The following is a 21,820-nucleotide window of genomic DNA, read 5'->3' as shown; positions in this document are numbered from 1 at the left end:
GATTTTATTCCTTCTACTGTTTTTTTGCATCTTATATTGGAATAATCCCAATTACAATTCCGGTAATTAACATAACCATTGTCGTTCCAACGGCCCACAATAAAGTGAAGCGTTGATGTTCACCGAAATCAACTTTTGCCATTCCGACCAATAAATAAGTGGAAGCGACAAGAGGACTTAATAAGTGAACGGGTTGCCCAAGTAAGGAAGCACGTCCCATTTCAGCTGCACTAATTCCGTAAGTAGCAGCAGCTTTCGTCAAAATAGGTAATACCCCGAAGTAAAATGCATCATTAGACATGAAAAATGTGAATGGCATACTGAGAAGTGCTGTAATAATTGGCAATTGTGGTCCAAGTGCATCTGGTATAAGAGTTACTACACTGTTAGCCATTGCATCTACCATTTTTGTTCCAGATAAAATACCAGTGAAAATACCGGCAGCAAATACGAGAGAAACAACTGCTAATACATTCCCAGCATGAGAAGCAATACGTTCTTTCTGTTGCTCTAAGTTTGGATAGTTAATCATAACAGCGATAGCAAAAGCGACTGTAAATAAAACAGGTAATGGCATAACTTCTAGTATGAGACAGACAAGTAATGTGGCGGTTAATAAAAAGTTAATCCATAGAAGTTTAGGGCGTTTATGCACTGCTGCTTCGACAGTTGCAGCTTGCTCATCCATTGTTTGCATTTGTTTTAAATACTGTACATCCATAATTCCTAAACGTTTTCTTTCTTTTTTTCCAAGATAGTAGGCAACGAAAACAACCCAAATTGCACCAGCAATCATTCCTGGAATAAGAGGTGTAAATAATTCGGAAGCCTCAAGTCCAAGTGCGCTCATAACACGAGCTGTGGGTCCACCCCAAGGTGTAAGATTTGTTACCCCTGCCCCTAACATAACAACTCCAGCTAATATGAGGGGGTTCATTCCAAGGCGCTTATATAGTGGATACATTGCGGAAACTGTAATCATGTATGTTGTTGTACCATCACCATCTAGAGAAACGATAATAGTCAATATAGCCGTTCCGACAACGATTTTTAAAGGATCTCCTTTTACAAATTTTAAAATCTTACTAATGACAGGATCGAATAAACCGCTATCAATCATAATCCCAAAATATAAAATAGCGAACATAAGCATAATACCAGTAGGTGCTAATTTTTGGATCCCCTCTAACATCATAGGTCCCATATCGGCATAGAATCCGCCAATTAATGCAAAAACACTCGGAATTAATATTAATGCTACTAGCGCTGACATACGTTTCGTCATAATTAAAAACATAAAGACAAATACCATCGCAAATCCAAGTAGTGCTAACATGTAATTTCCCCCTCAAAAGAATGATTGCGCTTTCAAAATAGAATAAAAATTCAGAAAAAGGTTTTTTATTTATAATAAAAGCATCTATTCAAATGGTAAATAATTTGAAAAATAACATCATTAGAAGCATAATTTTTATTTTGTTCATTTTGTTCACGGTAGTTAATTTGAATTTTTAAAAAGTAAGCTGCTTCTCGTAAGAATGGTAGAATAAGATGAAAATAGTGAAGTGTGAAATAGGGAGTAGATGTTATATGAAAACGAGAATTGAAGAGATTTATAGCTCTTATGAAGGAAAAGTAGAGGAGATTTTTATTAATGAATCTTCTTACGTATATGAATGGGAAAAATTACTGATGATCCGAAAAAATGACGGTGAGCTTAAAAAAATTGCAGTCGGGATTAGTGGAAATATAAGATTGGTAAATGTAGAAGTTGGACAGGAAATTAGTGCGGATACATTATTAGTTAAATTAGAAGATGATTTGTTAATTACAGGTTGCGAGTGATGAGAGATGTGTAGAAATAACTACACATCTTTTTTTGTTTCCTATATTACAAAAAGCACATTGTTTTTTCACAAATCTCACACAACCTTTTGGTATTCTTTTCGTGGAGTATACGGTTTCTAGGGAGGAATATTGATGAAAGTAAAATATGTCGTACTTGCTATATGTTTATGTTTCGTATTTACGGTAGTCGGGTGTGGGAAAAAGGAAACAGCAGCTGTTGCCATTGATGAGAAACATGATAAATGTGATATTTGCCAAATTGGGGTAACAGATAATCAATTTGCAACAGAAATTATTTTAGAAAATGGAAAAGCGTTAAAGTTTGATGATATCGGTTGTATGTATAAATGGATGGAGATCAACTCAGATGAAAAGACGAAAGAGAAATTTGTCCGAGATTATGATTCGAAAGATTGGATTTCGTTAGAAGACGCTACTTACGTATATGATAAAACAATAACGACACCGATGGCTTATAATGTCATTTCATTTAAAAATAAAAAAGATGCAGAGAGCTTTGTATCTAACTATAAGGGGAAAGTTCTTTCGTATAAAGAGCTAGCAGAGCATAAATGGGAAATGAATAAAGAGATGATGGGGAAACCGAAAGCAGGAAATCATGGTGGACATCATTAATAGAAAAAGACAACTATGTAGTTGTCTTTTTCTATTATTACTCAGGTGCAAATATAGAAAAGGTGTAAAATTTTTAGCAGAACGGTTACAATGGAATATAGTAACCTAAAGCAATCATTTATGTACTTTTTAGAAATGTATACAAATGCGGTAAAAACGTGCTAAACTAATTGCTTCATAATGTTAATGATGGGGCCATCAGGCGTATCATTTCAATAGGTTGAGAAACATAGTATAAGCTTAAGATAATCCGATTAAAGAAGGAATCTAAAGGGCTTATGGATAAATGTACTCAAGAAGAGTTATTGTATGTGATGGAGGAATGGTTAAGAAAACATTATCTTTCATAGGAGCTGTAGTTGTGAGAAAACAAAAAATTTTATTATGTATTTTATTAGGACTTTTAATGACGGTAGTGGCTTGCGATAAGCAAGAAGAACCAGAATCGAAACCGGTTCATGTGAAAAATGAGAAGAAAAAAGAGAAGCATAAAGAACAGGAAGAATCTAAAGAAGAGAAAAGTATAAATTTAATGGACAAACAGTTGTTACTTTCAGCTACTCTTGGAGACACAGAGACAGCTATGAAGTTGATTCAGGATGGAGCGAATATAAACGTAGAAGGTGACAACGGAGAAACGCCTGTCCTTGCAGCGACGTACCAAAATCATGTAGAGACAGTTAAAGCATTAATTGGTGCAGGTGCTAATATTGAAATTAAAGATGAGAAAAAAAGTAATCCACTTCTTTATGCAAGTAGAGAAGGATATACGGATATTGTAAAAGTATTAATTAATGCAGGAGTTAATACGAAAGAAACGACTAGGTCAGGTGGGACAGCACTTATTTCTGCATCTGAGCGTGGCCATGTAGAGGTTGTTAAAGAATTATTAGAGCATACAGATATTGATGTGAATTATAAAAATGAACGTGGTGGAACAGCGTTATTAGAAGCAATTGTATTAGGAAATGGTAGTGAAAACCATAAGAAAGTAATTCAATTACTTATTGATCACGGTGCAGATGTAAACATGGCTAACAAGGAACATCTGACGCCACTGCAATACGCTGAAAAAAGAGGTTTTAAAGATATTGTAAATATGTTGAGGGTAGCTGGAGCGAATGAAGTAGTACAGCCACAACAACCAGTAGAGTAAAAAACGAAAAATAATCCCATTTAGATAGACAGAATGAAGAAATCAGTTAGTATGATGGATTCAGTAATGTGTATTTGAATGGGATTTTTATTTTGAACATGAAAAATAGATTATGAATGGATGGTAAATGGAGTAAATAAGGAGGCAACCTTATTTGGCAATTGTAAAAAATGAAAAAGTAGTTTCTGTTTGTTGCAGTGCCAGAAGTACGCCCGTAGCTGCTGAGGCAAGTGTGGAAACTTTAGCGGAGTTTCAAGGGAACGGATATGGTACTGATGTTGTTACAGCCTGGGCCATATCAATACAAGAGAAAAGGCGCATTCCACTTTATAGTACTGCTTGGGATAACTTTAGTTTGCAAGCAGTGGCAAGCAAACTAAAAATCATTAACTATGGAATGAATTTACATATTGATTGAATTTTAAGTATTGTTTCGTTCTATTTATTTATATTTTAATATCTAGATTAATGTAAATAATGATATGGTGAATATTAACATTCGATTAACACCTAATTAACAATCTATCAAAACTGACTTAATAAATGCGTAATATAGTAAAGGTAACAAAATAACTAGGGTAGAGAACATTTGAGAACACCCACTTACATATAATGTGCCACTTTCTTAGGTGTGCTCTATTCCCTAGAGTTCAAATAAGGAGAAAGGCGTTCTATGTAAGTAGGTGTTTTTAGTTTGGATAAAAATAGAACAGTTAGGTGGAATAAATGTTTAAAGAACCTTATATTGCGATGATAAAGGATTGGAAAGGATACAAAGCATACAAAAAATTGCCGAAAACAGTTTTTCTTATGACTGGTTCAATGCTGGAATTACCAGAGCGTGTATATGAATTGCAGAAACATGGACATGATGTATTTCTTCATTGTGATTTTATACAAGGCTTAAATACGAATACAGAGGAAGCGCTTTTGTATATTCAAGATGTTATCGGGGCACAAGGTATTATTTCAACAAAGGGTTCAACAATTCGAAATGCTAATAAAATTGGATTGAAAACAATTCAACGTATTTTTATTGTAGATACTTTATCTCTTACTAAATCAATTGAAAATTGTAAAACGACTAAACCAAATGCAGTAGAGATTATGCCGGGGATTATGCCTTCTATTATTAAGCAGCTAGTAGAGGAAATAGAGTTTCCTATTATTGCAGGAGGGCTGATTCAAACGCGAGAAGATGCGGAAATTGCAATTCGTGCAGGAGCAAGTGCGATTTCAACAAGTCATTATGAAGTATGGATACAAGAAGAAAAAAGGAGTGCAACCTTGTGATTGAATTGAAAAATGTTTCAAAGGTATATAAAAATGCAGAAGAGACAGCGGTTAAAGGCATATCGGTTCATATTAAGAAGGGTGAATTTTTTGTTTTAGTTGGACCTTCGGGATGCGGGAAAAGCACATTATTACGAATGATCGCTGGCTTAGAAGAGATTTCTTCAGGAGATTTAATTATTAATGAACGTGTTGCAAATGATCTAGAGCCGAAAGACCGTAATCTATCAATGGTATTTCAAAATTATGCATTATATCCACACTTATCTGTAGAAGAAAATATTTTATTTGGACTTAAGGTAAGAAAAGTACAAAAAGAAGAGCGACAAAAGCGATTAATGGAAGCTATTGAAATGGTAGGACTGAAAGAGTATGTGAAAATGAAACCAGGCCAATTATCAGGCGGACAAAGACAGCGTGTTGCACTTGCCAGGGCAATTGTGAGTCAAGCGCCAATCTGTTTAATGGATGAACCACTTTCGAATTTGGATGCGAAATTACGTGCGCAAATGAGAATTGAAATTAGAGAAATTCAGCAGCGATTAGGAATTACGATGATTTACGTTACCCACGATCAAATAGAAGCGATGACTATGGGTGATCGTATCATGGTTTTAAATAAAGGAAGTATACAGCAAGTTGGAACACCACTTAACATATATAACGAACCAGCAAACGAATTTGTTGCAAGCTTTATAGGTTCTCCTTCTATGAATATAAATGATGGGGAAGTAAATAAAGAAAAAGGTGTATTACATATAGGACAATTGCAAATTCCATTATCTATTAGACAGTTAAAGCAATTACCAGAAGGAACAATTCGCATAGGCATGCGCCCTGAGCATATTGCACTGTCTGAGGAGGGACAAGAAGTGACGTTGCAATCTGTAGAAGTATTAGGGAATGAATCTATATTGAACTTTGCGGTAAATGGAACAACTTGGAGTGCGAAAGTTATCGGACAGTTACTCCTGAACAAAGGTGACAAAGTAAAATTATTATTCTCGCAAGAAAAGTTATGCTTCTTTAACGAAAACACGAATGAACGCTTAAAAGTGGTAGCTGAAGAAGAGTTGAAAGTGGTGGCGAAATAATGATCGAAGTAAGTAAGTTACCAGTTCAAACAAAGGTGTCAAAAAAGAAAAAATTATGGGAGAGAACGAAAGATTTAAGAATAGGATTATTGTTTTTGGCGCCATCTATTTTGCTATTTTCGATTTTTCTGTTCTATCCATTGTTTAGGACGATTTATTATAGTTTTTATTTAACCGATATACATGGAGAAGCTAATCTTTTCGTTGGCTTAGAAAATTATCAATATTTATTCTCTGATCCAGCCTTCTACAAAAGTATAAAATCAACTTTATTATTTGTTTTATATACAGTTCCTACGAGTATTATATTTGCTTTGTTTCTTGCATTGATTGCAAATGGAAAGGTAAGAGGTATTGGGTTATTCCGAGTTCTGTTTTCTTCGACGATGGGAATATCAGTAGCTGCTAGTGCAGTGATTTGGCTATTTTTATTTCATCCAAGTGTAGGATTATTTAATAATATATTAGCCTCTATGAACCTTCCTGCAATCGCATGGTTAACGAGTCCGGACTGGGCACTATTCTCTGTATCAGTTACAACAGTTTGGGTGAATACAGGTTTTGCATTTTTAGTTATATTAGGTGGTTTACAAAATATTGATACGTCTTTATATGAGAGTGCATCTATAGATGGTGCTAGTTATTTATATAAGCTTCGTCGTGTTACATTACCGATGCTATCACCAACTTTATTCTTTATTGTAACAGTAACATTAATTAGTGCGTTCCAAAGCTTTGGACAAATTGATATTTTAACGCACGGTGGACCAAATGATGCAACGAATTTAATTGTGTACTCGATTTACAAAGAGGCGTTTGTGAATCATCAATTTGGAACAGCAAGTGCACAAGCGATGGTATTATTTGTTTTCATTTTCGTTGCTACATTACTTCAATTTAAGTTTGCTGAGAGAAAGGTGCATTATAAATGATTGTTAAACAGTGGAAACAAAATTTCCTATTATACATGCTACTCATTATTAGTGCAGTGATGGTATTTTTTCCTGTACTGTATGCATTTTTAATAAGCTTTATGACACCAGACGATATTCAAATGAGAAGGTTATTTCCGACCCAGTTTACTTTTGATAATTTCATTAATATTTTTCAAAAAGTACCGCTTTTTACATACTTATATAACAGTTTAATTGTATCGACAGTCGTTATGATTGGACAACTTATCGTATCAAGTTTAGCAGCTTATGCTTTTGTTTTTCTTCAGTTTAAAGGGAGAAACTTAATTTTCTTCCTGTTTATTTCAACGATGCTTATTCCGTGGGAAGCAACGATGGTGCCTAACTTTTTAACGATTCAAAACTTTGGCTGGATCAATAGTTTCGCCGGGATGACAGTGCCGTTTTTTGCAACAGCTTTCGGTATTTTCTTGTTACGTCAACATTTTATGACACTCCCGAATGAACTGAAAGAAGCTGCTTTTATTGAAGGGATTGGAAATATAAGATTTTTATTCAGCGTTGTAATACCGTATTGTAAAACGAGTTTTATTACGCTTGGAGTATATAGCTTTTTAACAACATGGAATATGTATTTATGGCCACTTTTAGTGACCACTGATGAAAAAGTAAGAACAGTGCAAATCGGTGTAAAGCAGCTTCAGTCTCAAGAAGTTGCAACTGATTGGGGAAGCGTAATGGCCGGTGTTACGGTTATCGTTATTCCAACATTGATTTTACTATTTTTAGGGCAAAAGCAATTACAACAAGGATTAACAAAAGGTGCAATTAAATAACTAAGAGAAGGTGAGATTTAAATGAGTCTAGTTAAAAAAGGTGCTGCTCTATTAATGGTAGCAACAATGGCATTATCTAGTGCAGCTTGTTCAAATAGTAAAACAGAGGGAAAACCTGAAGTACAGGCAAAAGTAGCACCTGTTGAAAAAAATGGTGATAAAACTGTAATTCGCTTCTGGCATGCGATGGGTGGAAAAACACAAGGAGTATTAGATGGTCTTGTTGCAGACTATAATAAGTCGCAAAATAAATATGAGATAAAGGCAGAGTTCCAAGGGACATATGAAGAGTCTTTAACGAAATTTAGAACGATGTCTGCAACGAAAGAAGCGCCAGCTCTTGTTCAATCGAGTGAAATTACAACGAAATATATGATTGATAGCAAAAAAATCACACCAATTGATAGCTGGATAAAAAAAGATAAGTACGATACGTCAAAATTAGAAAAAGCAATTACAAATTATTATTCAGTTGATGGAAAAATGTATTCTATGCCATTTAATTCATCTACACCAGTATTAATTTATAATAAAGATGCTTTTGCAAAGGCGGGCTTAGATCCAGAGAAAGCTCCAAAAACATATGCGGAATTACAAGAAGCAGCGAAAAAGTTAACGATTAAAGAAGGCGGAAATGTAAAACAATATGGATTCTCCATGCTTAACTACGGTTGGTTCTTTGAAGAATTGTTAGCGACACAAGGTGCTTTATATGTAGATAACGAAAACGGCCGTAAAGATGCTGCAAAGAAGGCGGTATTTAACGGTAAAGAAGGACAGAAAGTATTTGGAATGTTAGATGATTTAAATAAAGCTGGCGCACTTGGAAAGTATGGAGCAAGTTGGGATGATATTCGTGCCGCGTTCCAATCTGGACAAGTTGCTATGTATTTAGATTCTTCAGCAGGTGTTCTTGATTTAATCGATGCATCTAAGTTTAATGTAGGTGTTTCATATATTCCGTATCCTGAGGATTCGAAACAAAATGGTGTTGTTATTGGTGGAGCATCATTATGGATGACGAATATGGTTTCAGAAGAAACGCAACAAGGTGCTTGGGACTTTATGAAATATTTAACGAAGCCAGACGTACAAGCAAAATGGCATACTGCAACAGGTTATTTCTCAATTAATCCAGATGCATATAATGAGCCATTAGTAAAAGAGCAATATGAAAAATATCCACAGTTGAAAGTAACAGTAGATCAATTGCAAGCGACGAAGCAATCTCCAGCAACACAAGGGGCTTTAATTAGTGTATTCCCAGAATCACGAGATGCAGTTGTAAAAGCATTAGAAGCGATGTATGACGGGAAGAATAGTAAAGAAGCGTTAGATGAAGCTGCCAAAGCAACAGATAGAGCAATTAGCATTTCAGCTCGTACGAGTCAAAAATAAGAGAAAGCCGTATCCTTAAAAGGGATACGGCTTTCTTTATAGGGAGATAAGGGATCAAAGAAATGATGAAGTCTTATCTCTTTTATATGAGTAAAGGGTCTAGAGTGAATGTTGTCCTTTTCATTATTTATTTAACTCCATTGCGACTTGTTTACCATTTACGAAAACCTCTACTACCGCTACTACAACTTCCATTACTTTTTTCATCTCTCATCTCTCCTTATTTTTTGTTTCATTTCTTACTCTCAGTATAAGGAAATACAGTAATTACAACTATCGAATTGGATGACAAGAGACTTACATTGTTGTAAGGATAATAGTTTAGTTTGTAATAAAGTGAAACTGTAATCAGTGGGGGGCTTACTGCCCGTTAATGCGGGATTTTAATTCTGAACTTTCTGTCGTTTTGAACTATAATTAGAAAGAGGGGGGATAATATGAAAAGAATTCTTGTTATTAGTGATATTCATGGAGAGATAGAAAAGTTCGAACATTTATTGGAAGAAGCTCAATATGATGCGAAACAGGATCAATTAATCTTACTGGGAGATTATGTAGATCGTGGTCCAAATGCGCGTGCTGTAATTGAAAAGGTAAGAGAATTGAAAAAAGAGGGAGCACTCATTTTAAAAGGAAATCATGAAGATATGATGATTAAGGCGTTAACGACAAATGAGGAACGTTCATGGAACCATTGGGTAAAAAGAAATGGTGGAGATAAGACATTATATAGCTATGGATTTGTAGAAGAAGATATTGCGGTTAATGAGAAAGACTTCCAAAAACCGATTTTACACTCTCGTGTATTAGAGGAACATATAAAGTTTATTCAAGAATTAGATCATTACATTGAAACAGAAGAGTATATATTTGTACATGCTGGGGTTGAACCGATGAAACGAGTTTCTGAATCTGAACCATATACATTAATGTGGATCCGTAATGAATTTCATAATGGATATAGCGGTGAAAAGGTTATTGTATTTGGGCATACGGAAACAAAAACGCTTCATGGTAGTGAGGATTGCGGAGTGTATTTTGGTAGTAATCGTATTATTGGGATTGATGGCGGGGCTGTGTATGGCGGTCAGCTAAATTGTTTAGAGTTGCCGAGTAAAAAGGTATATGTAATAAAAAATTGAAAGAGATAAGAGGAATCTTATTTCTTTCAATTTTTTATTAAGCTAAATTTAAGACAAAGTTTTTATAATAAAACTTCAAAATTTTAGAAGGAAATAGTTAAAAATGAAATTACGTAATGTAACTACATTCTTTTGTTATGAAGAGAAGAAATGTAATAATAAATAGAATTGAACTATTTGATGGAAGGTGAGAGCATGCGTTTACTTGTAGTAGAAGATAATGCTTCGTTATTAGAGTCTATCGTACAAATTTTACGTGATGAATTTGAAGTAGATACGGCAATAAATGGAGAAGATGGATTGTTTTTAGCTCTTCAAAATATATATGATGCAATTTTGCTGGATGTGATGATGCCAGGGATGGACGGATTTGAAGTGATTCAAAAAATACGAGATGAAAAGATTGAAACACCAGTCCTGTTTTTGACAGCGAGAGATTCTTTAGAAGATCGGGTGAAGGGATTGGACTTTGGTGGAGATGACTATATTGTTAAGCCATTTCAGGCCCCTGAATTAAAAGCGAGAATTCGTGCTTTACTACGCAGAAGTGGTAGTTTAACAACGCAGCAAACAATTCGCTATAAAGGCATTGAATTGTTCGGAAAAGATAAAGATGTTCAAGTAGATGGAAAAGGTATGAAGTTATCATTAAAACAATATGAGCTTCTAGAGTACCTTGTTCAAAATAGCGGAAAGATTTTAATGCGTGAACAAATTTTTGATCGTGTTTGGGGATTTGATTCAGATACGACAGTAGCGATTGTAGAAGTGTATGTGCATCATTTACGTAAAAAATTAGAGCCATTCGGTTATCAGAAAGATATTCAAACCGTTCGAGGTATTGGATATATATTAAAAGAACAATGAAAAAAGGAAGTATGTTTCAAAAAACACGCATTCGTTTGACTATAGTGAACTCATTAGTATTTATTCTATTAATAGGTATATTAGGCAGTATTATTTATTCGTACACATACAAGCGTATTTATAGTGAAGTAGATCAATCTATAAAAATGATAGCTCAGTATAGAGAAAAATTAGATGTTAAAGTACCACCAAGAAAACGCATGGAGAATATCCAAATTGGAGATCCGCGAGTAACTAGAATAACTTGGAATGGGAAAATAGTGAAAATAGAGGGCGATAACCGTAAATTCCGTTCTATTTTTGAAGAGAATTTGGAAAGTTTTTCTCCCGAAAAATTAGAGGAGTTACAAGATATTGAAGTACAAGGACGATATTTTAGAGCATTTTCGCTTCAAAAAGATGGAGAAATAGTTCAAATCGTGCGAGATATAACAGCGGAAGAAGGAATGTTAAATACTTTATTTTTAATTCTCGTTATAGGTTGTAGCATAGGAAGCCTCTGTGCGATAGGTATTGGCTTTTTCCTAGCTGGTAGAGCACTTGTACCTATTCAAAGTTCATGGGAGAAACAGCAACAATTCGTTTCTGATGCATCACATGAACTCAGGACACCACTTGCAGTTATTCAATCAAAAACGGATGTTTTATTCCAGTCACCATCCGCTACGATAGAAGAAAAAGCGATGGATATTTCTACAATTTCAAAAGAATGTAGGCGGTTATCGAAACTCGTTAGTAATTTATTATTGCTAGCACGTTCTGATTCTAATCAAATTGAGATGGATAAGAAAATATTTGAACTTGATAAATTGTTAGAAGAAATAGTAGCTCCATATAAAGAGATTGCTTCTTATCAAGAAAAAGAAATGATGCTAAAAGTAGAACGTGGTGTATCTTTTATGGGGGATAGAGAGCGGATTCATCAAATGATGGTCATACTGTTAGATAATGCGATGAAGTATACAAACGAAGGTGGGCATATTCAAATTGATTGCACGCAAACGAGTAGTTCAATTCGCATACAGGTGAAAGATGACGGGATAGGAGTGAAAGAAGAAGATATTCCGAAATTATTTGATCGTTTTTATCAAGGGGATAAAGCAAGAAGTACGTCAGAAGGAGCTGGATTAGGTCTTTCAATCGCAAATTGGATTGTAGAAAAGCATTACGGAAAAATATCAGTAGAGAGCAAATGGGGAGATGGCACTTGTTTTGAAGTGATTTTCCCTAAAAATCAAAAAATATAAGTAAGAAGACGACCTTGTTTTTACAAGGTCGTCTTTTTTTAAGGGAAAGTTAAGAAACTATTTATATTATGTATGGCATAAAGAAAGTTCGTTACATGAAGAAGAGATTAGGTGTATGTGAGTGGGGTTTATCAATCATAATGTTATCTCAAGCAGCGATGAGATGTATGTATAGTATTAAAAAAACTAGGGGAATGATGGGAAAGAAAGTATAAGAGGGAGGAATTAATTTTGAAAAAGAAAATGATGACGGTATTCACTATTGGAGTAATGAGTTTAAGTATATTAGGGGGGGCCTCTCCTTCTGAAACACAAAAAGGAAAGACAGATTACACGCAGCGCAGTAAAGAACAATTGAACAATGGTAAGATACATGCAGTGCATACAGAAGAAAAAGCAGAGAAACTAGGTATTGAAACGGAAGGAAAAGAACAAATTACACTAGAAAAAGAAATTCATGAAACAGAAGTAGGAAGGGAAGCAGAGCAGTTAGGCATATCGATTGAAGGAAAAGATGTTGGGATGCTGTCAGAAGAAATCTATGAAACAAAAGTAAAGCAAGAAGCGTTAAAGCTAGGTATATCTATAGAGAATACATCAATTGTAGATTTAATTACTCAAATTAATGCGATTAAAATTAAAGATGAAGCAGATAAATTAGGTATTTCGACAGATGGAAAAGAAATCGAAGACATCGCGGAAGAAATCTACGGAAAGAAAGTAAGAGAAGAAGCAGGAAAGTTAGATATTTCTCAAAAAGGAAAAGAAATTGAAGAGTTAGCACAAGAAGTGTACGAACAAAAAGTACAAGAAGAAGCAAAAAAACATCATATTGATTTGTATGGTAAAGATATATATCAAATATTAAGAGAAATTAATGAACAAAAGGTGCTACAAATGGCAGATGAGCTTAATATGGATAAAATGAATATGAATATTCAAGAGTTAGCGGAAAAGATAAAAAAAGATCAGCCTGAAAAAGGAAAAGAACTAAATTTTGTACCGATGGTACGAACGGATGCTGACGCATTTTATTCTTATTTAACGAATTAATAAGGGTGTGAAAGCGATAAGAAAATTGAAGTGGTATATATGTACAGCTTTACTAGGTGCAGCAATATGGAGTGTATATACAAATGGAATTCCAAAGTATGTAGAGAAGTTAACATTCTCAAATATACAAAGAGGAAAAGAAACGGAGTTTAGTAATAACGATGAAAAAGTCATCTTAGCAAATGTTCCCTTAATTCAGCAGTTACCAGAATTGGATAGAGGCTGTGAAGTGACGAGCTTAGCGATGATGTTACAATACGCTGGTGTTTCAGTGGATAAGATGACATTAGCAAATGAAATAAAAAAAGTTGATTTTATAGACGATGGTGTGCGCGGGAATCCGAATGAAGGATTTGTAGGTAATATTTATACATTTTCTGAATCGGGATATGGTGTATATCATGGGCCACTTTTTCAGTTAGCGGAAAAATATTTACCTAATAAAGCTGTAGACTTAACAGGGAAGAATATAGAAGAAATTTATAAGAGTATAAAAGCAGGGCAACCTGTAGTCATGATCACAAATGCAACATTTGCACCATTAGATGAAGCTGAATTTACTACATGGGAAACAAATAGTGGAGATGTTTCTATTACGTATAATGAACATTGTGTTGTACTTATTGGGTATGATCAGGAATCTGTATATATTCGAGATCCACTTGAGGATAGCTTAGATGTAAAAGTACCGAGAGAAACCTTTGAACAGGCATGGGTACAAATGGGAAGTCAGGCAATTAGTTATGTAAAGAGCGCTAAATAAATTAGGACGAAGAGTTTTAGTAATATGACTATAAGGCGAAGGGTAAAGATTTGAGGATTATAAGAGAAGTTTTATAGAGTAGAAGCTGTTAAGAAATAAGAGAACTTTAGCATATATAATGCTAAAGTTCTCTTATTTTTATGATTAAAATACGTATAAGGAGTGGATATGCAAAAATGCATAATTGACGAAAAAATTACATGTTATCATTATATGTTGTTTTATATATATTAATTGTATAAAATGACACAAGTATCCACATTACATAAAGGAGGCTTATTATGCAAAAAATATTTAACTGGGTTAAATGTATGAGTATCAATAAAAAATTAATCATTTCATTTTTTATTATTTTAACTATACCAGGAATTATTATCGGTGGTGTTTCATATCAAACTGCCAAAACAAATTTTGAGCATCAAATGACAGATAAGGCAAAGGAGAATATTTCGATTTTAAATACTGTTATTTCTCAAAATATAGAAGAGAAATTTGTTGATGCGACGTACTTTGCAGACATCTTAACAGAGGATACATATCTAAATGGACAAGAAGAAATAGTAAGAACGAAGTTAGCACAATATATAAAGCTTCATCCAGAAGTAGAAGGTATTTATATTGGAACAGAGACGGGAAAGTTTATAAGAGAACCATTTATTCAAATGGCTGATGGGTATAATCCAACAGATAGATCTTGGTATAAAGAAGCACATGAAAATAAAGGGAAAGTAATTGTTACTGCGCCATATCAGTCAGCATCTACAAAAAATATGGTAGTGACGATTGCGAAAGAAGTAAAAGATGGTAAAGGTGTTATAGGAATTAATTTAAATTTAGATAACATCTTAAAAATTTCCAAAATGATTAACATTGGTGAAAAAGGTTATGCAGTTATTTTAGATCAAAATAAGCAAATTGTTAGTCATCCATCTAGAAAACCAGGTGCAAAAGTTACTGATCCTTGGATTAAACCAATTTATGAAGATAAACAAGGAAATGTGTCTTATACAGAACAAGATGATAAAAAGAATTTAATCTTTGCAACAAATGAGAAAACGGGCTGGAAAGTAGTTGGTGTTATGTTCGATGAAGAAATTACCCAAGCTGCCAGTCCAGTGTTTTATAAGACTTTGATTGTCATTGCTATCGCTATTGCATTTGGTAGTATATTAATTTATTTCATTACAAAGTCTATTACAAGGCCATTACGAAAAATAGCTGAATCGGCATATAAAATTAGTAAGGGAGATTTAACAGAGAAAATTACAATCCATTCCAAGGATGACATAGGGAAATTAGGGAATTCATTTAATGAAATGTCTACGTCTTTACAAGATGTTATTACCCAAATTAGCTTTTCAGCAGAACATGTTGCAGCATCGGCAGAAGAGTTAACAGCGAGCGTACAGCAAGCAAATGATGCGACAGATCAAATTACAATTGCAATGGAACAAGTATCAGGTGGGGCTGAATCACAAAGTCAAGGTGTTGAAGAAGGTGCGGCTACATTGCAACAAGTAAATACAGCAATTCAAGATGTAACTGGAAGCGCAGAGTCAATTTCTATTTCCTCATTACATGCGCGAGAAAGAGCTGAAGAGGGAGAAGATTTAGTTGAACAAACTGCAAAACAAATGCAGTCTATTTCTAGGTCGGTATCCGAGTCAGATGCTATTATTAAACTGCTTGATGAGAAATCAAAGCAAGTAGGAGCTATTTCTGAAGCAATTCAAAACATCGCAACTCAAACAAACTTATTAGCTTTAAATGCGGCTATTGAAGCAGCAAGAGCAGGTGAACAGGGACGAGGATTTGCTATTGTAGCAGATGAGGTTAGAAAATTAGCAGAGCAATCAGGAGAGTCATCTGGAGAGATTGCAAATTTAATTGCAGAAATTAAGGCGGATATTGAACATACTGTTAAGGCGATGGATAATGTGAATGGAGAAGTTCAACAGGGCCTTGATGTTGTAACAAAAACGAAAGTAAGTTTTACGGAAATTTTAAGTTCTACTACACATATTGTTTCTCAAGTTAATCAAATGGTAGAAACAACGAAGAGAATTGCTGGGGATGCAAATGAAGTGACAAATGCTATTGATGAAATTGCAGCTGCTGCAGAAGAAAATACAGCTAGTATGCAAAGTGTTGCAGCTTCAACAGAAGAACAGGTTAATTCCATGGAGGAAATTAGTTCAGCTTCGCAAAACTTAGCTGAGATGGCAGAAGAACTACAAGCGATGACTAGTAAATTTAAAGTATAATAACAGCAGATAAGTAAGGTGAAAATAATATCACCTTACTTATTTTTCTATTCAGCAATTAGGGGAGTCATTAACGGGATGAAAAAAAGAAAAAGACTATGGAATTTATGGAAAACGATTACATTGTTAGTTTGTACAGTTGTAATTTTTTCTTTACTTGTGACAGATATATTAATTAGTCATAATGTAGAACGGACGACGGAGGATAGCCAAGCAGAGAAGGCAAAAACAATTGCACACATTGTGGCGAATGATTCGATTGTAATCGATGGTTTGGTTGGGAAAGCAGATACCTCTGCAATCCAAACGTATACAAATAGAATATTACAAAACACAGGTGTTCAGTTTATTGTAGTTATGGACATGAATGGAATAAGAAAGTCACATCCAAATCCTCAAAAAATAGGGCATCATTTTATTGGGGGAGATGAAGGGCCTGCATTGAAAGGAAAAGAACATGTATCGTTAGCAGAAGGAACTTTAGGTATTTCCATGCGAGTGTTTGTACCAATATTTTCTGAAACAGGTGAACAACTTGGAGCTGTGGCTGTTGGTATTTCAGCAGATAATGTAAAAGAGAGAGTTAAGGAAAGTAGACATATCATTTATATTGGTGTCGGAGTTGGTGTATTAGTCGGAATTATAGGAGCAATATTGCTAGCTAGACATATAAAGAAAAGTTTATTCGGTCTTGAGCCGCACAGGATAGCAAAAATTCTTGAAGAAAGAAATACGATGCTACAATCTGTAAAGGAAGGTATTATTGCTGTAGATAAAGAGGCTAGAGTAACATTAATTAATAATGAAGCGAAACGTCTATTTAAAAAAAGCGGACTTGAAGAAGATTTTATCGGTAAAGATGTTGAGTTGTATATGCCAAATTCACGTATAAAAGAAGTATTGCAAACGGGAGAAGTACAATTAAACGAAGAACAAAATATTTATGGAATTACGATTGTGACGAATCGAGTTCCTTTATATGTAAAAGGAGAAATAGTTGGTGCAATTGCAACATTTCGTGATAAAACAGAGATTAGAAAACTAGCAGAGGAACTAACTGGTATTAGACTATATGCAGAAGCATTACGGGCACAATCTCATGAGTTTATGAATAAGATGCATGTCGTATTAGGGCTTACACATATGAAGCAGTATGAAGAATTACAGAAGTATATAAGCGGCATGGTATCAGAGCATCAATATGAAATTGGTGGAGTTATGAAAAGAATAAAAAGTTCAGTATTTGCTGGTTTTTTACTAGGTAAGCTCAGCTATGCTAGAGAGAAAAATATAAAATTAATTATAAGTGAAGATTCTTATATGCCGGAAATAGATGATGAAAGTATTACTCATGAACTTATTACGATTGTCGGAAATTTAATTGATAATGCATTAGAGGCAGTTACGAATTGTGAAAAGAAGCGAGTTGAAGTTAAGATACAACATGGGGATATACTAACTATTACAGTACAAGATACGGGAAAAGGTATACAAGAAAAAGAAATAGAGCAATTATTTACGAAAGGTTATTCCACAAAGGGAGATAACCGCGGTTATGGTTTGTATCTTGTAAAAGAAAGTATACAGCGAATAAATGGGGAAATTCATATGCATTCATTAGTAGGTAAGGGAACAACGATAACAATTGAAATACCTAAAGGTAGGGATGAGAGGCAAATATGATTAAAGTTTTAATTGTAGAAGATGACCCGATGGTAGCAATGCTAAATACGCATTATTTAGAGCAAGTAGGAGGATTTGAACTTGTTCAAGCAGTTAACTCAGTAAAGTCGGCGATCGAAATATTAGAGAAATCACGAGTAGATTTAGTATTACTTGATATTTTTATGCCTGAAGAGACTGGTTTTGAGCTTTTAATGTATATCCGGAACCAAGAAAAAGAAATTGATATTATAATGATTTCAGCTGTACATGATATGGGAAGTATTAAAAAAGCATTACAATATGGTGTAGTAGATTATTTAATTAAACCATTTACATTTGAACGATTTAAAGAGGCATTAACTATATATCGAGAAAAACTTACTTTCATGAAAGAACAACAAAAAATTAGTCAATCGGAATTAGATTCGTTAATTTTACAAAAAGAAAAAAGGGAGCCTACTGTCACGAAAGAGCTTCCGAAAGGGTTAACGAAGCAAACGTTGCAATTAATTTGGCAGAAGATCGAGTCGTTGAATGGAAGAGTGTTTACAACAGATGAAATGGCACAATTAGTTGGAATTTCAAGAGTTTCTATTCGAAAATATGTAATGTTTTTGACTGACATTGGAGTGTTAGAAAACGAAATGATGTACCAACATGTGGGCAGACCTGTAAGTAAATTAAGATGTGTTGATCAAAAGAAAATAGAGTTTTACGTATAAGCGACTTAATATAAGTCGCTTATACTTTTTTTAATTACAAAATCAATTACAAAACTTACAAAAACTATTTTTACTATTGAAAGCGTTTTAATATTGTTATTAAGAAAACGAGGGGGTGCCATATGGGAATTCAAAAGAATGTGGAAGCGGTATCATTTTCTGAAGGAAATGAAGTACAAAGAGAATCTTTCGCTTCTAAAATTATGAATGTAAAAATCGGTGTTATACCTTTACCGTTATATGTAGTATTGGCTGCTATTATTTATGGGGCATCTGTATATAATAAATTGCCAGCAGATATGATTGGTGGATTTGCAGTTATTATGATCATGGGGATTTTCTTAGGCGATATTGGGATGAGAATTCCAATTTTAAAAAATATCGGCGGTCCAGCAATACTTTCGTTATTTATTCCATCATTACTTGTATTTTTTAACTGGATGAATCCAGCTTCAATGGAAGCTGCGACTATGTTAATGAAAAAATCGAACTTTTTATATTTATATATTTCTTGTTTAGTAGTCGGAAGTATTTTAGGAATGAACCGTAAAGTGTTAGTACAAGGTTTCGTTCGTATGTTTATTCCTTTAGTAGTAGGGACGTTAGCTTCTGTAGCAGTAGGGTTATTGGTCGGTTCATTATTTGGATTTGAAATGAAGCACACATTCTTCTTTATCATCGTACCAATTGTGAGTGGTGGTATCGGGGAAGGGATTTTACCATTGTCGCTAGCTTATAGTGATATTTTAAATGAATCATCAGCGACGTTTGTATCACAGCTTATTCCAGCAGCTATTATTGGAAATATGTTCGCAATTGTAAGTGCAGGGTATATGAAGCGTTTAGGTGAGAAGAAACCGGAGCTTAGTGGTAACGGTGTATTAGTGAAAACAGACAATCAAGCAGAATTATTAAAAGAACAAAATACAGAGAAGCCAATTGACTTCTCATTAATGGGAGCAGGTTTATTAATTGCGTGTACGTTCTTCATCTTTGGAGGATTTGCTTCTAAGTTCATCGGTATTCCTGGGGCAATCATTATGATTTTTTCAGCAGCACTTGTGAAATACTTTAAATTAATGCCAGCAAAAATGGAGCAAGGAGCATTCCATTTATATAAATTTATTTCGAAGAATTTAACTTGGCCTTTAATGGTTGGATTAGGATTGCTATATATTCCGTTAAAAGACGTAGCAGCAGTTCTTTCAGTAGGATATGTTGTTGTGTGCGCATCGGTTGTTCTTACAATGGTAGCATCAGGTTTTCTTGTAGGGAAAGTGATGAAGATGTATCCAGTTGAATCGGCGATTGTAACTGGATGTCATAGCGGTTTAGGCGGAACTGGAGATGTTGCTATTTTATCGGCTTCAAATCGTATGGAATTAATGCCGTTCGCGCAAATTTCAACTCGTTTAGGCGGGGCGGCAATGGTTGTAACGGCGACAATATTATTAAAAATGTTTTCATGATCAAACAAGCTAGCTATATTCATATAGCTAGCTTGTCAAATTAAGGGGAGATTATAAGTATGTTAGCAAATCAAATTAATGAAAGATCATTGTTATTGCATAAAGAATTAGTAGGGAAAATTGAAATTACAAGTAAAGTGGAGGTAAATTCAGCGGATGATTTAAGCCTGACGTATACACCAGGTGTAGCGGAGTCGTGTAAAGCAATTGCGGCAGATGAAGAAACAGTGTATGACTATACAGCACGTGGCAATATGGTGGCAGTTGTTTCAGATGGAACAGCGGTACTCGGTTTAGGAAACATTGGACCGAAAGCGGCTATGCCTGTTATGGAAGGAAAAAGTATTTTGTTTAAGAAGTTTGCGAATGTAGATGCTTTCCCATTATGTTTAGGCACAACGGATGTAGATGAAATCGTTACCCTTGTAAAAAATTTAGAGCCTACATTTGCAGGGATTAATTTAGAAGATATTGCAGCACCGCGTTGTTTTGAAATTGAAAAACGATTAAAAGAAGAAACGAATATTCCTGTATTCCATGATGATCAACATGGAACAGCTATTGTCGTTTTAGCAGCTGTTATTAATGCATTAAAAGTTGTTAGCAAACAAATGGATAATGTGAAAATCGTTATTAACGGTGCGGGTTCGGCAGGAATTGCAATTGGAAAATTATTATTAAAGGCTGGTGCAAAGCACATTACGTTAGTTAGCCTAGAAGGTATTGTTTGTGAAGGTGAAACATGGATGAACGAAGCACAAATTGAAGTTTCAAAAAAGACAAATCGTGAACATGTGCGTGGAACGTTAAAAGAAGCAATTCACCAAGCTGATATTTTTATTGGCGTATCTGCTCCTAACGTATTAACGAAAGAACTTGTACAGACGATGAATGAGAAAGCAATTGTGTTTGCAATGGCGAATCCAATTCCAGAAATCTTCCCTGAGGATGCATTAGAGGCTGGGGCAGCTGTAGTAGGAACTGGACGCTCGGATTATGCGAATCAAGTAAATAATGTATTGGCGTTTCCCGGAATATTCCGCGGTGCGTTAGATGTGCGCGCAACTGATATTACAGAAGAGATGAAATTAGCGGCAGCATATGGGATCGCTAACATCATTACTGATGAAGAACGTAATGCGAATTATGTAATCCCGAATCCATTAGATAAAAGAGTTGTTCCAAGTGTTGCAGAAGCAGTAGCGAAAGCAGCTATTGATTCAGGCGTGGCACAAATTACGAAAATACCACGTTATTAATAGCGAAAAGCAGTGCCTAAAAGGCACTGCTTTTTTGAGATAAGAAATCAAAATAATGAAGAAGTGTAGAATTATTTATGTTTCTTCACTATTTATTTAATTCCATTGCAACTTGTTTACCATTCACTAAAACCTCAGTTACTGCTACGATCACTTCTATCATTTTTTTCATCTCTCATCTCTCCTCGTTTCAT

At 34.6% G+C, this 21,820-nt stretch carries 19 protein-coding genes and 2 pseudogenes; 20 read left to right on the top strand and 1 reads right to left on the bottom strand.

The window, feature by feature from the left end:
* Positions 1–31 precede the first annotated feature (31 nt).
* Positions 32–1,336, bottom strand: coding sequence for a CitMHS family transporter (locus tag ACTFR3_RS22540; protein ID WP_000880464.1), 1,305 nt, complete (start codon positions 1,334–1,336; stop codon positions 32–34).
* A 254-nt stretch (positions 1,337–1,590) separates the two neighbouring features.
* Between ACTFR3_RS22540 and ACTFR3_RS22535 the strand changes: the two genes are divergently transcribed.
* The 20 genes and pseudogenes from ACTFR3_RS22535 to ACTFR3_RS22440 all read left to right on the top strand — a co-directional run bounded on the left by ACTFR3_RS22535 (position 1,591) and on the right by ACTFR3_RS22440 (position 21,626).
* A complete protein-coding gene (locus tag ACTFR3_RS22535; RefSeq protein WP_000857376.1) occupies positions 1,591–1,845 on the top strand; it encodes a hypothetical protein in 255 nt (84 codons plus the stop codon).
* 135 nt (positions 1,846–1,980) lie between these two features.
* Positions 1,981–2,484: a nitrous oxide reductase accessory protein NosL gene (locus tag ACTFR3_RS22530; RefSeq protein ID WP_000865665.1), complete on the top strand. Its 504-nt coding sequence runs from the start codon at positions 1,981–1,983 to the stop codon at positions 2,482–2,484.
* Between the two features lie 286 nt (positions 2,485–2,770).
* Positions 2,771–3,640: an ankyrin repeat domain-containing protein gene (locus tag ACTFR3_RS22525; protein ID WP_000287336.1), complete on the top strand. Its 870-nt coding sequence runs from the start codon at positions 2,771–2,773 to the stop codon at positions 3,638–3,640.
* A 142-nt stretch (positions 3,641–3,782) separates the two neighbouring features.
* Positions 3,783–4,058: pseudogene (locus tag ACTFR3_RS22520) on the top strand (GNAT family N-acetyltransferase); the annotation flags it as partial.
* Between the two features lie 308 nt (positions 4,059–4,366).
* Positions 4,367–4,933 (top strand): glycerol-3-phosphate responsive antiterminator, encoded by a 567-nt coding sequence (locus ACTFR3_RS22515; protein ID WP_000472003.1) that lies wholly within the window; start codon positions 4,367–4,369, stop codon positions 4,931–4,933.
* The gene (locus ACTFR3_RS22510; RefSeq protein WP_000571372.1) at positions 4,930–6,027 is read left to right on the top strand and encodes an ABC transporter ATP-binding protein; all 1,098 of its coding nucleotides are present in this window, start codon (positions 4,930–4,932) and stop codon (positions 6,025–6,027) included. Before ACTFR3_RS22515 ends, ACTFR3_RS22510 begins: the two co-directional genes overlap by 4 nt.
* Positions 6,027–6,959 (top strand): carbohydrate ABC transporter permease, encoded by a 933-nt coding sequence (locus ACTFR3_RS22505; RefSeq protein ID WP_000573797.1) that lies wholly within the window; start codon positions 6,027–6,029, stop codon positions 6,957–6,959. Before ACTFR3_RS22510 ends, ACTFR3_RS22505 begins: the two co-directional genes overlap by 1 nt.
* A complete protein-coding gene (locus ACTFR3_RS22500) occupies positions 6,956–7,777 on the top strand; it encodes a carbohydrate ABC transporter permease (protein ID WP_000635946.1) in 822 nt (273 codons plus the stop codon). Before ACTFR3_RS22505 ends, ACTFR3_RS22500 begins: the two co-directional genes overlap by 4 nt.
* A gap of 21 nt (positions 7,778–7,798) precedes the next feature.
* On the top strand, positions 7,799–9,175 hold the full coding sequence (locus ACTFR3_RS22495) for an ABC transporter substrate-binding protein (RefSeq protein WP_440044819.1): 1,377 nt from the start codon (positions 7,799–7,801) through the stop codon (positions 9,173–9,175).
* A 437-nt stretch (positions 9,176–9,612) separates the two neighbouring features.
* The gene (locus ACTFR3_RS22490; protein ID WP_000821952.1) at positions 9,613–10,317 is read left to right on the top strand and encodes a metallophosphoesterase family protein; all 705 of its coding nucleotides are present in this window, start codon (positions 9,613–9,615) and stop codon (positions 10,315–10,317) included.
* Between the two features lie 195 nt (positions 10,318–10,512).
* Positions 10,513–11,184 (top strand): response regulator transcription factor, encoded by a 672-nt coding sequence (locus tag ACTFR3_RS22485; RefSeq protein WP_001238621.1) that lies wholly within the window; start codon positions 10,513–10,515, stop codon positions 11,182–11,184.
* Complete coding sequence (locus tag ACTFR3_RS22480; RefSeq protein ID WP_000715835.1) at positions 11,181–12,431, top strand: sensor histidine kinase; 1,251 nt, start codon at positions 11,181–11,183, stop codon at positions 12,429–12,431. Before ACTFR3_RS22485 ends, ACTFR3_RS22480 begins: the two co-directional genes overlap by 4 nt.
* Before the next feature lie 231 nt (positions 12,432–12,662).
* A complete protein-coding gene (locus tag ACTFR3_RS22475; protein ID WP_000728585.1) occupies positions 12,663–13,484 on the top strand; it encodes a hypothetical protein in 822 nt (273 codons plus the stop codon).
* 7 nt (positions 13,485–13,491) lie between these two features.
* Positions 13,492–14,247, top strand: a complete 756-nt coding sequence (locus ACTFR3_RS22470) for a C39 family peptidase (protein ID WP_033689701.1) — start codon at positions 13,492–13,494, stop codon at positions 14,245–14,247.
* A 281-nt stretch (positions 14,248–14,528) separates the two neighbouring features.
* A pseudogene (locus ACTFR3_RS22465) lies at positions 14,529–15,572 on the top strand (cache domain-containing protein); the annotation flags it as partial.
* Positions 15,564–16,511 carry a methyl-accepting chemotaxis protein gene (locus ACTFR3_RS22460; RefSeq protein WP_433846465.1) on the top strand — a complete coding sequence of 316 codons (948 nt, stop codon included), beginning with the start codon at positions 15,564–15,566 and terminating at the stop codon, positions 16,509–16,511. The pseudogene ACTFR3_RS22465 and the gene ACTFR3_RS22460, both read left to right, overlap by 9 nt.
* A 78-nt stretch (positions 16,512–16,589) precedes the next feature.
* Positions 16,590–18,194: a sensor histidine kinase gene (locus ACTFR3_RS22455; RefSeq protein WP_440044818.1), complete on the top strand. Its 1,605-nt coding sequence runs from the start codon at positions 16,590–16,592 to the stop codon at positions 18,192–18,194.
* The gene (locus ACTFR3_RS22450) at positions 18,191–18,898 is read left to right on the top strand and encodes a response regulator (RefSeq protein WP_000598666.1); all 708 of its coding nucleotides are present in this window, start codon (positions 18,191–18,193) and stop codon (positions 18,896–18,898) included. The genes ACTFR3_RS22455 and ACTFR3_RS22450 overlap by 4 nt, the downstream gene beginning before the upstream one ends.
* Before the next feature lie 122 nt (positions 18,899–19,020).
* Positions 19,021–20,367 (top strand): 2-hydroxycarboxylate transporter family protein, encoded by a 1,347-nt coding sequence (locus ACTFR3_RS22445; RefSeq protein WP_000512722.1) that lies wholly within the window; start codon positions 19,021–19,023, stop codon positions 20,365–20,367.
* Positions 20,368–20,426: 59 nt separating this feature from the next.
* Complete coding sequence (locus tag ACTFR3_RS22440; protein WP_000880780.1) at positions 20,427–21,626, top strand: NAD(P)-dependent malic enzyme; 1,200 nt, start codon at positions 20,427–20,429, stop codon at positions 21,624–21,626.
* Positions 21,627–21,820: the final 194 nt, after the last annotated feature.

Origin of the sequence: Bacillus cereus group sp. MYBK14-1, from assembly GCF_051916885.1 — a bacterium.
GTDB classification, from domain to species: Bacteria; Bacillota; Bacilli; order Bacillales; family Bacillaceae_G; genus Bacillus_A; species Bacillus_A cereus.
Note: the sequence above shows the minus strand (reverse complement) of the source record. Positions and strands in the feature narration are given on the sequence as shown.

Excerpts from the sequence above, each read along its gene's own strand:
- ACTFR3_RS22505 (WP_000573797.1), top strand. The coding sequence starts at position 6,027 with ATGATCGAAGTAAGTAAGTTACCAGTTCAAACAAAGGTGTCAAAAAAG.
- ACTFR3_RS22490 (WP_000821952.1), top strand. The coding sequence starts at position 9,613 with ATGAAAAGAATTCTTGTTATTAGTGATATTCATGGAGAGATAGAAAAG.
- ACTFR3_RS22495 (WP_440044819.1), top strand. The coding sequence starts at position 7,799 with ATGAGTCTAGTTAAAAAAGGTGCTGCTCTATTAATGGTAGCAACAATG.
- ACTFR3_RS22485 (WP_001238621.1), top strand. The coding sequence starts at position 10,513 with ATGCGTTTACTTGTAGTAGAAGATAATGCTTCGTTATTAGAGTCTATC.
- ACTFR3_RS22440 (WP_000880780.1), top strand. The coding sequence starts at position 20,427 with ATGTTAGCAAATCAAATTAATGAAAGATCATTGTTATTGCATAAAGAA.
- ACTFR3_RS22460 (WP_433846465.1), top strand. The coding sequence starts at position 15,564 with ATGTCTACGTCTTTACAAGATGTTATTACCCAAATTAGCTTTTCAGCA.
- ACTFR3_RS22500 (WP_000635946.1), top strand. The coding sequence starts at position 6,956 with ATGATTGTTAAACAGTGGAAACAAAATTTCCTATTATACATGCTACTC.
- ACTFR3_RS22540 (WP_000880464.1), bottom strand. The coding sequence starts at position 1,336 with ATGTTAGCACTACTTGGATTTGCGATGGTATTTGTCTTTATGTTTTTA.
- ACTFR3_RS22515 (WP_000472003.1), top strand. The coding sequence starts at position 4,367 with ATGTTTAAAGAACCTTATATTGCGATGATAAAGGATTGGAAAGGATAC.
- ACTFR3_RS22445 (WP_000512722.1), top strand. The coding sequence starts at position 19,021 with ATGGGAATTCAAAAGAATGTGGAAGCGGTATCATTTTCTGAAGGAAAT.
- ACTFR3_RS22535 (WP_000857376.1), top strand. The coding sequence starts at position 1,591 with ATGAAAACGAGAATTGAAGAGATTTATAGCTCTTATGAAGGAAAAGTA.
- ACTFR3_RS22525 (WP_000287336.1), top strand. The coding sequence starts at position 2,771 with ATGTACTCAAGAAGAGTTATTGTATGTGATGGAGGAATGGTTAAGAAA.
- ACTFR3_RS22455 (WP_440044818.1), top strand. The coding sequence starts at position 16,590 with ATGAAAAAAAGAAAAAGACTATGGAATTTATGGAAAACGATTACATTG.
- ACTFR3_RS22450 (WP_000598666.1), top strand. The coding sequence starts at position 18,191 with ATGATTAAAGTTTTAATTGTAGAAGATGACCCGATGGTAGCAATGCTA.
- ACTFR3_RS22530 (WP_000865665.1), top strand. The coding sequence starts at position 1,981 with ATGAAAGTAAAATATGTCGTACTTGCTATATGTTTATGTTTCGTATTT.
- ACTFR3_RS22480 (WP_000715835.1), top strand. The coding sequence starts at position 11,181 with ATGAAAAAAGGAAGTATGTTTCAAAAAACACGCATTCGTTTGACTATA.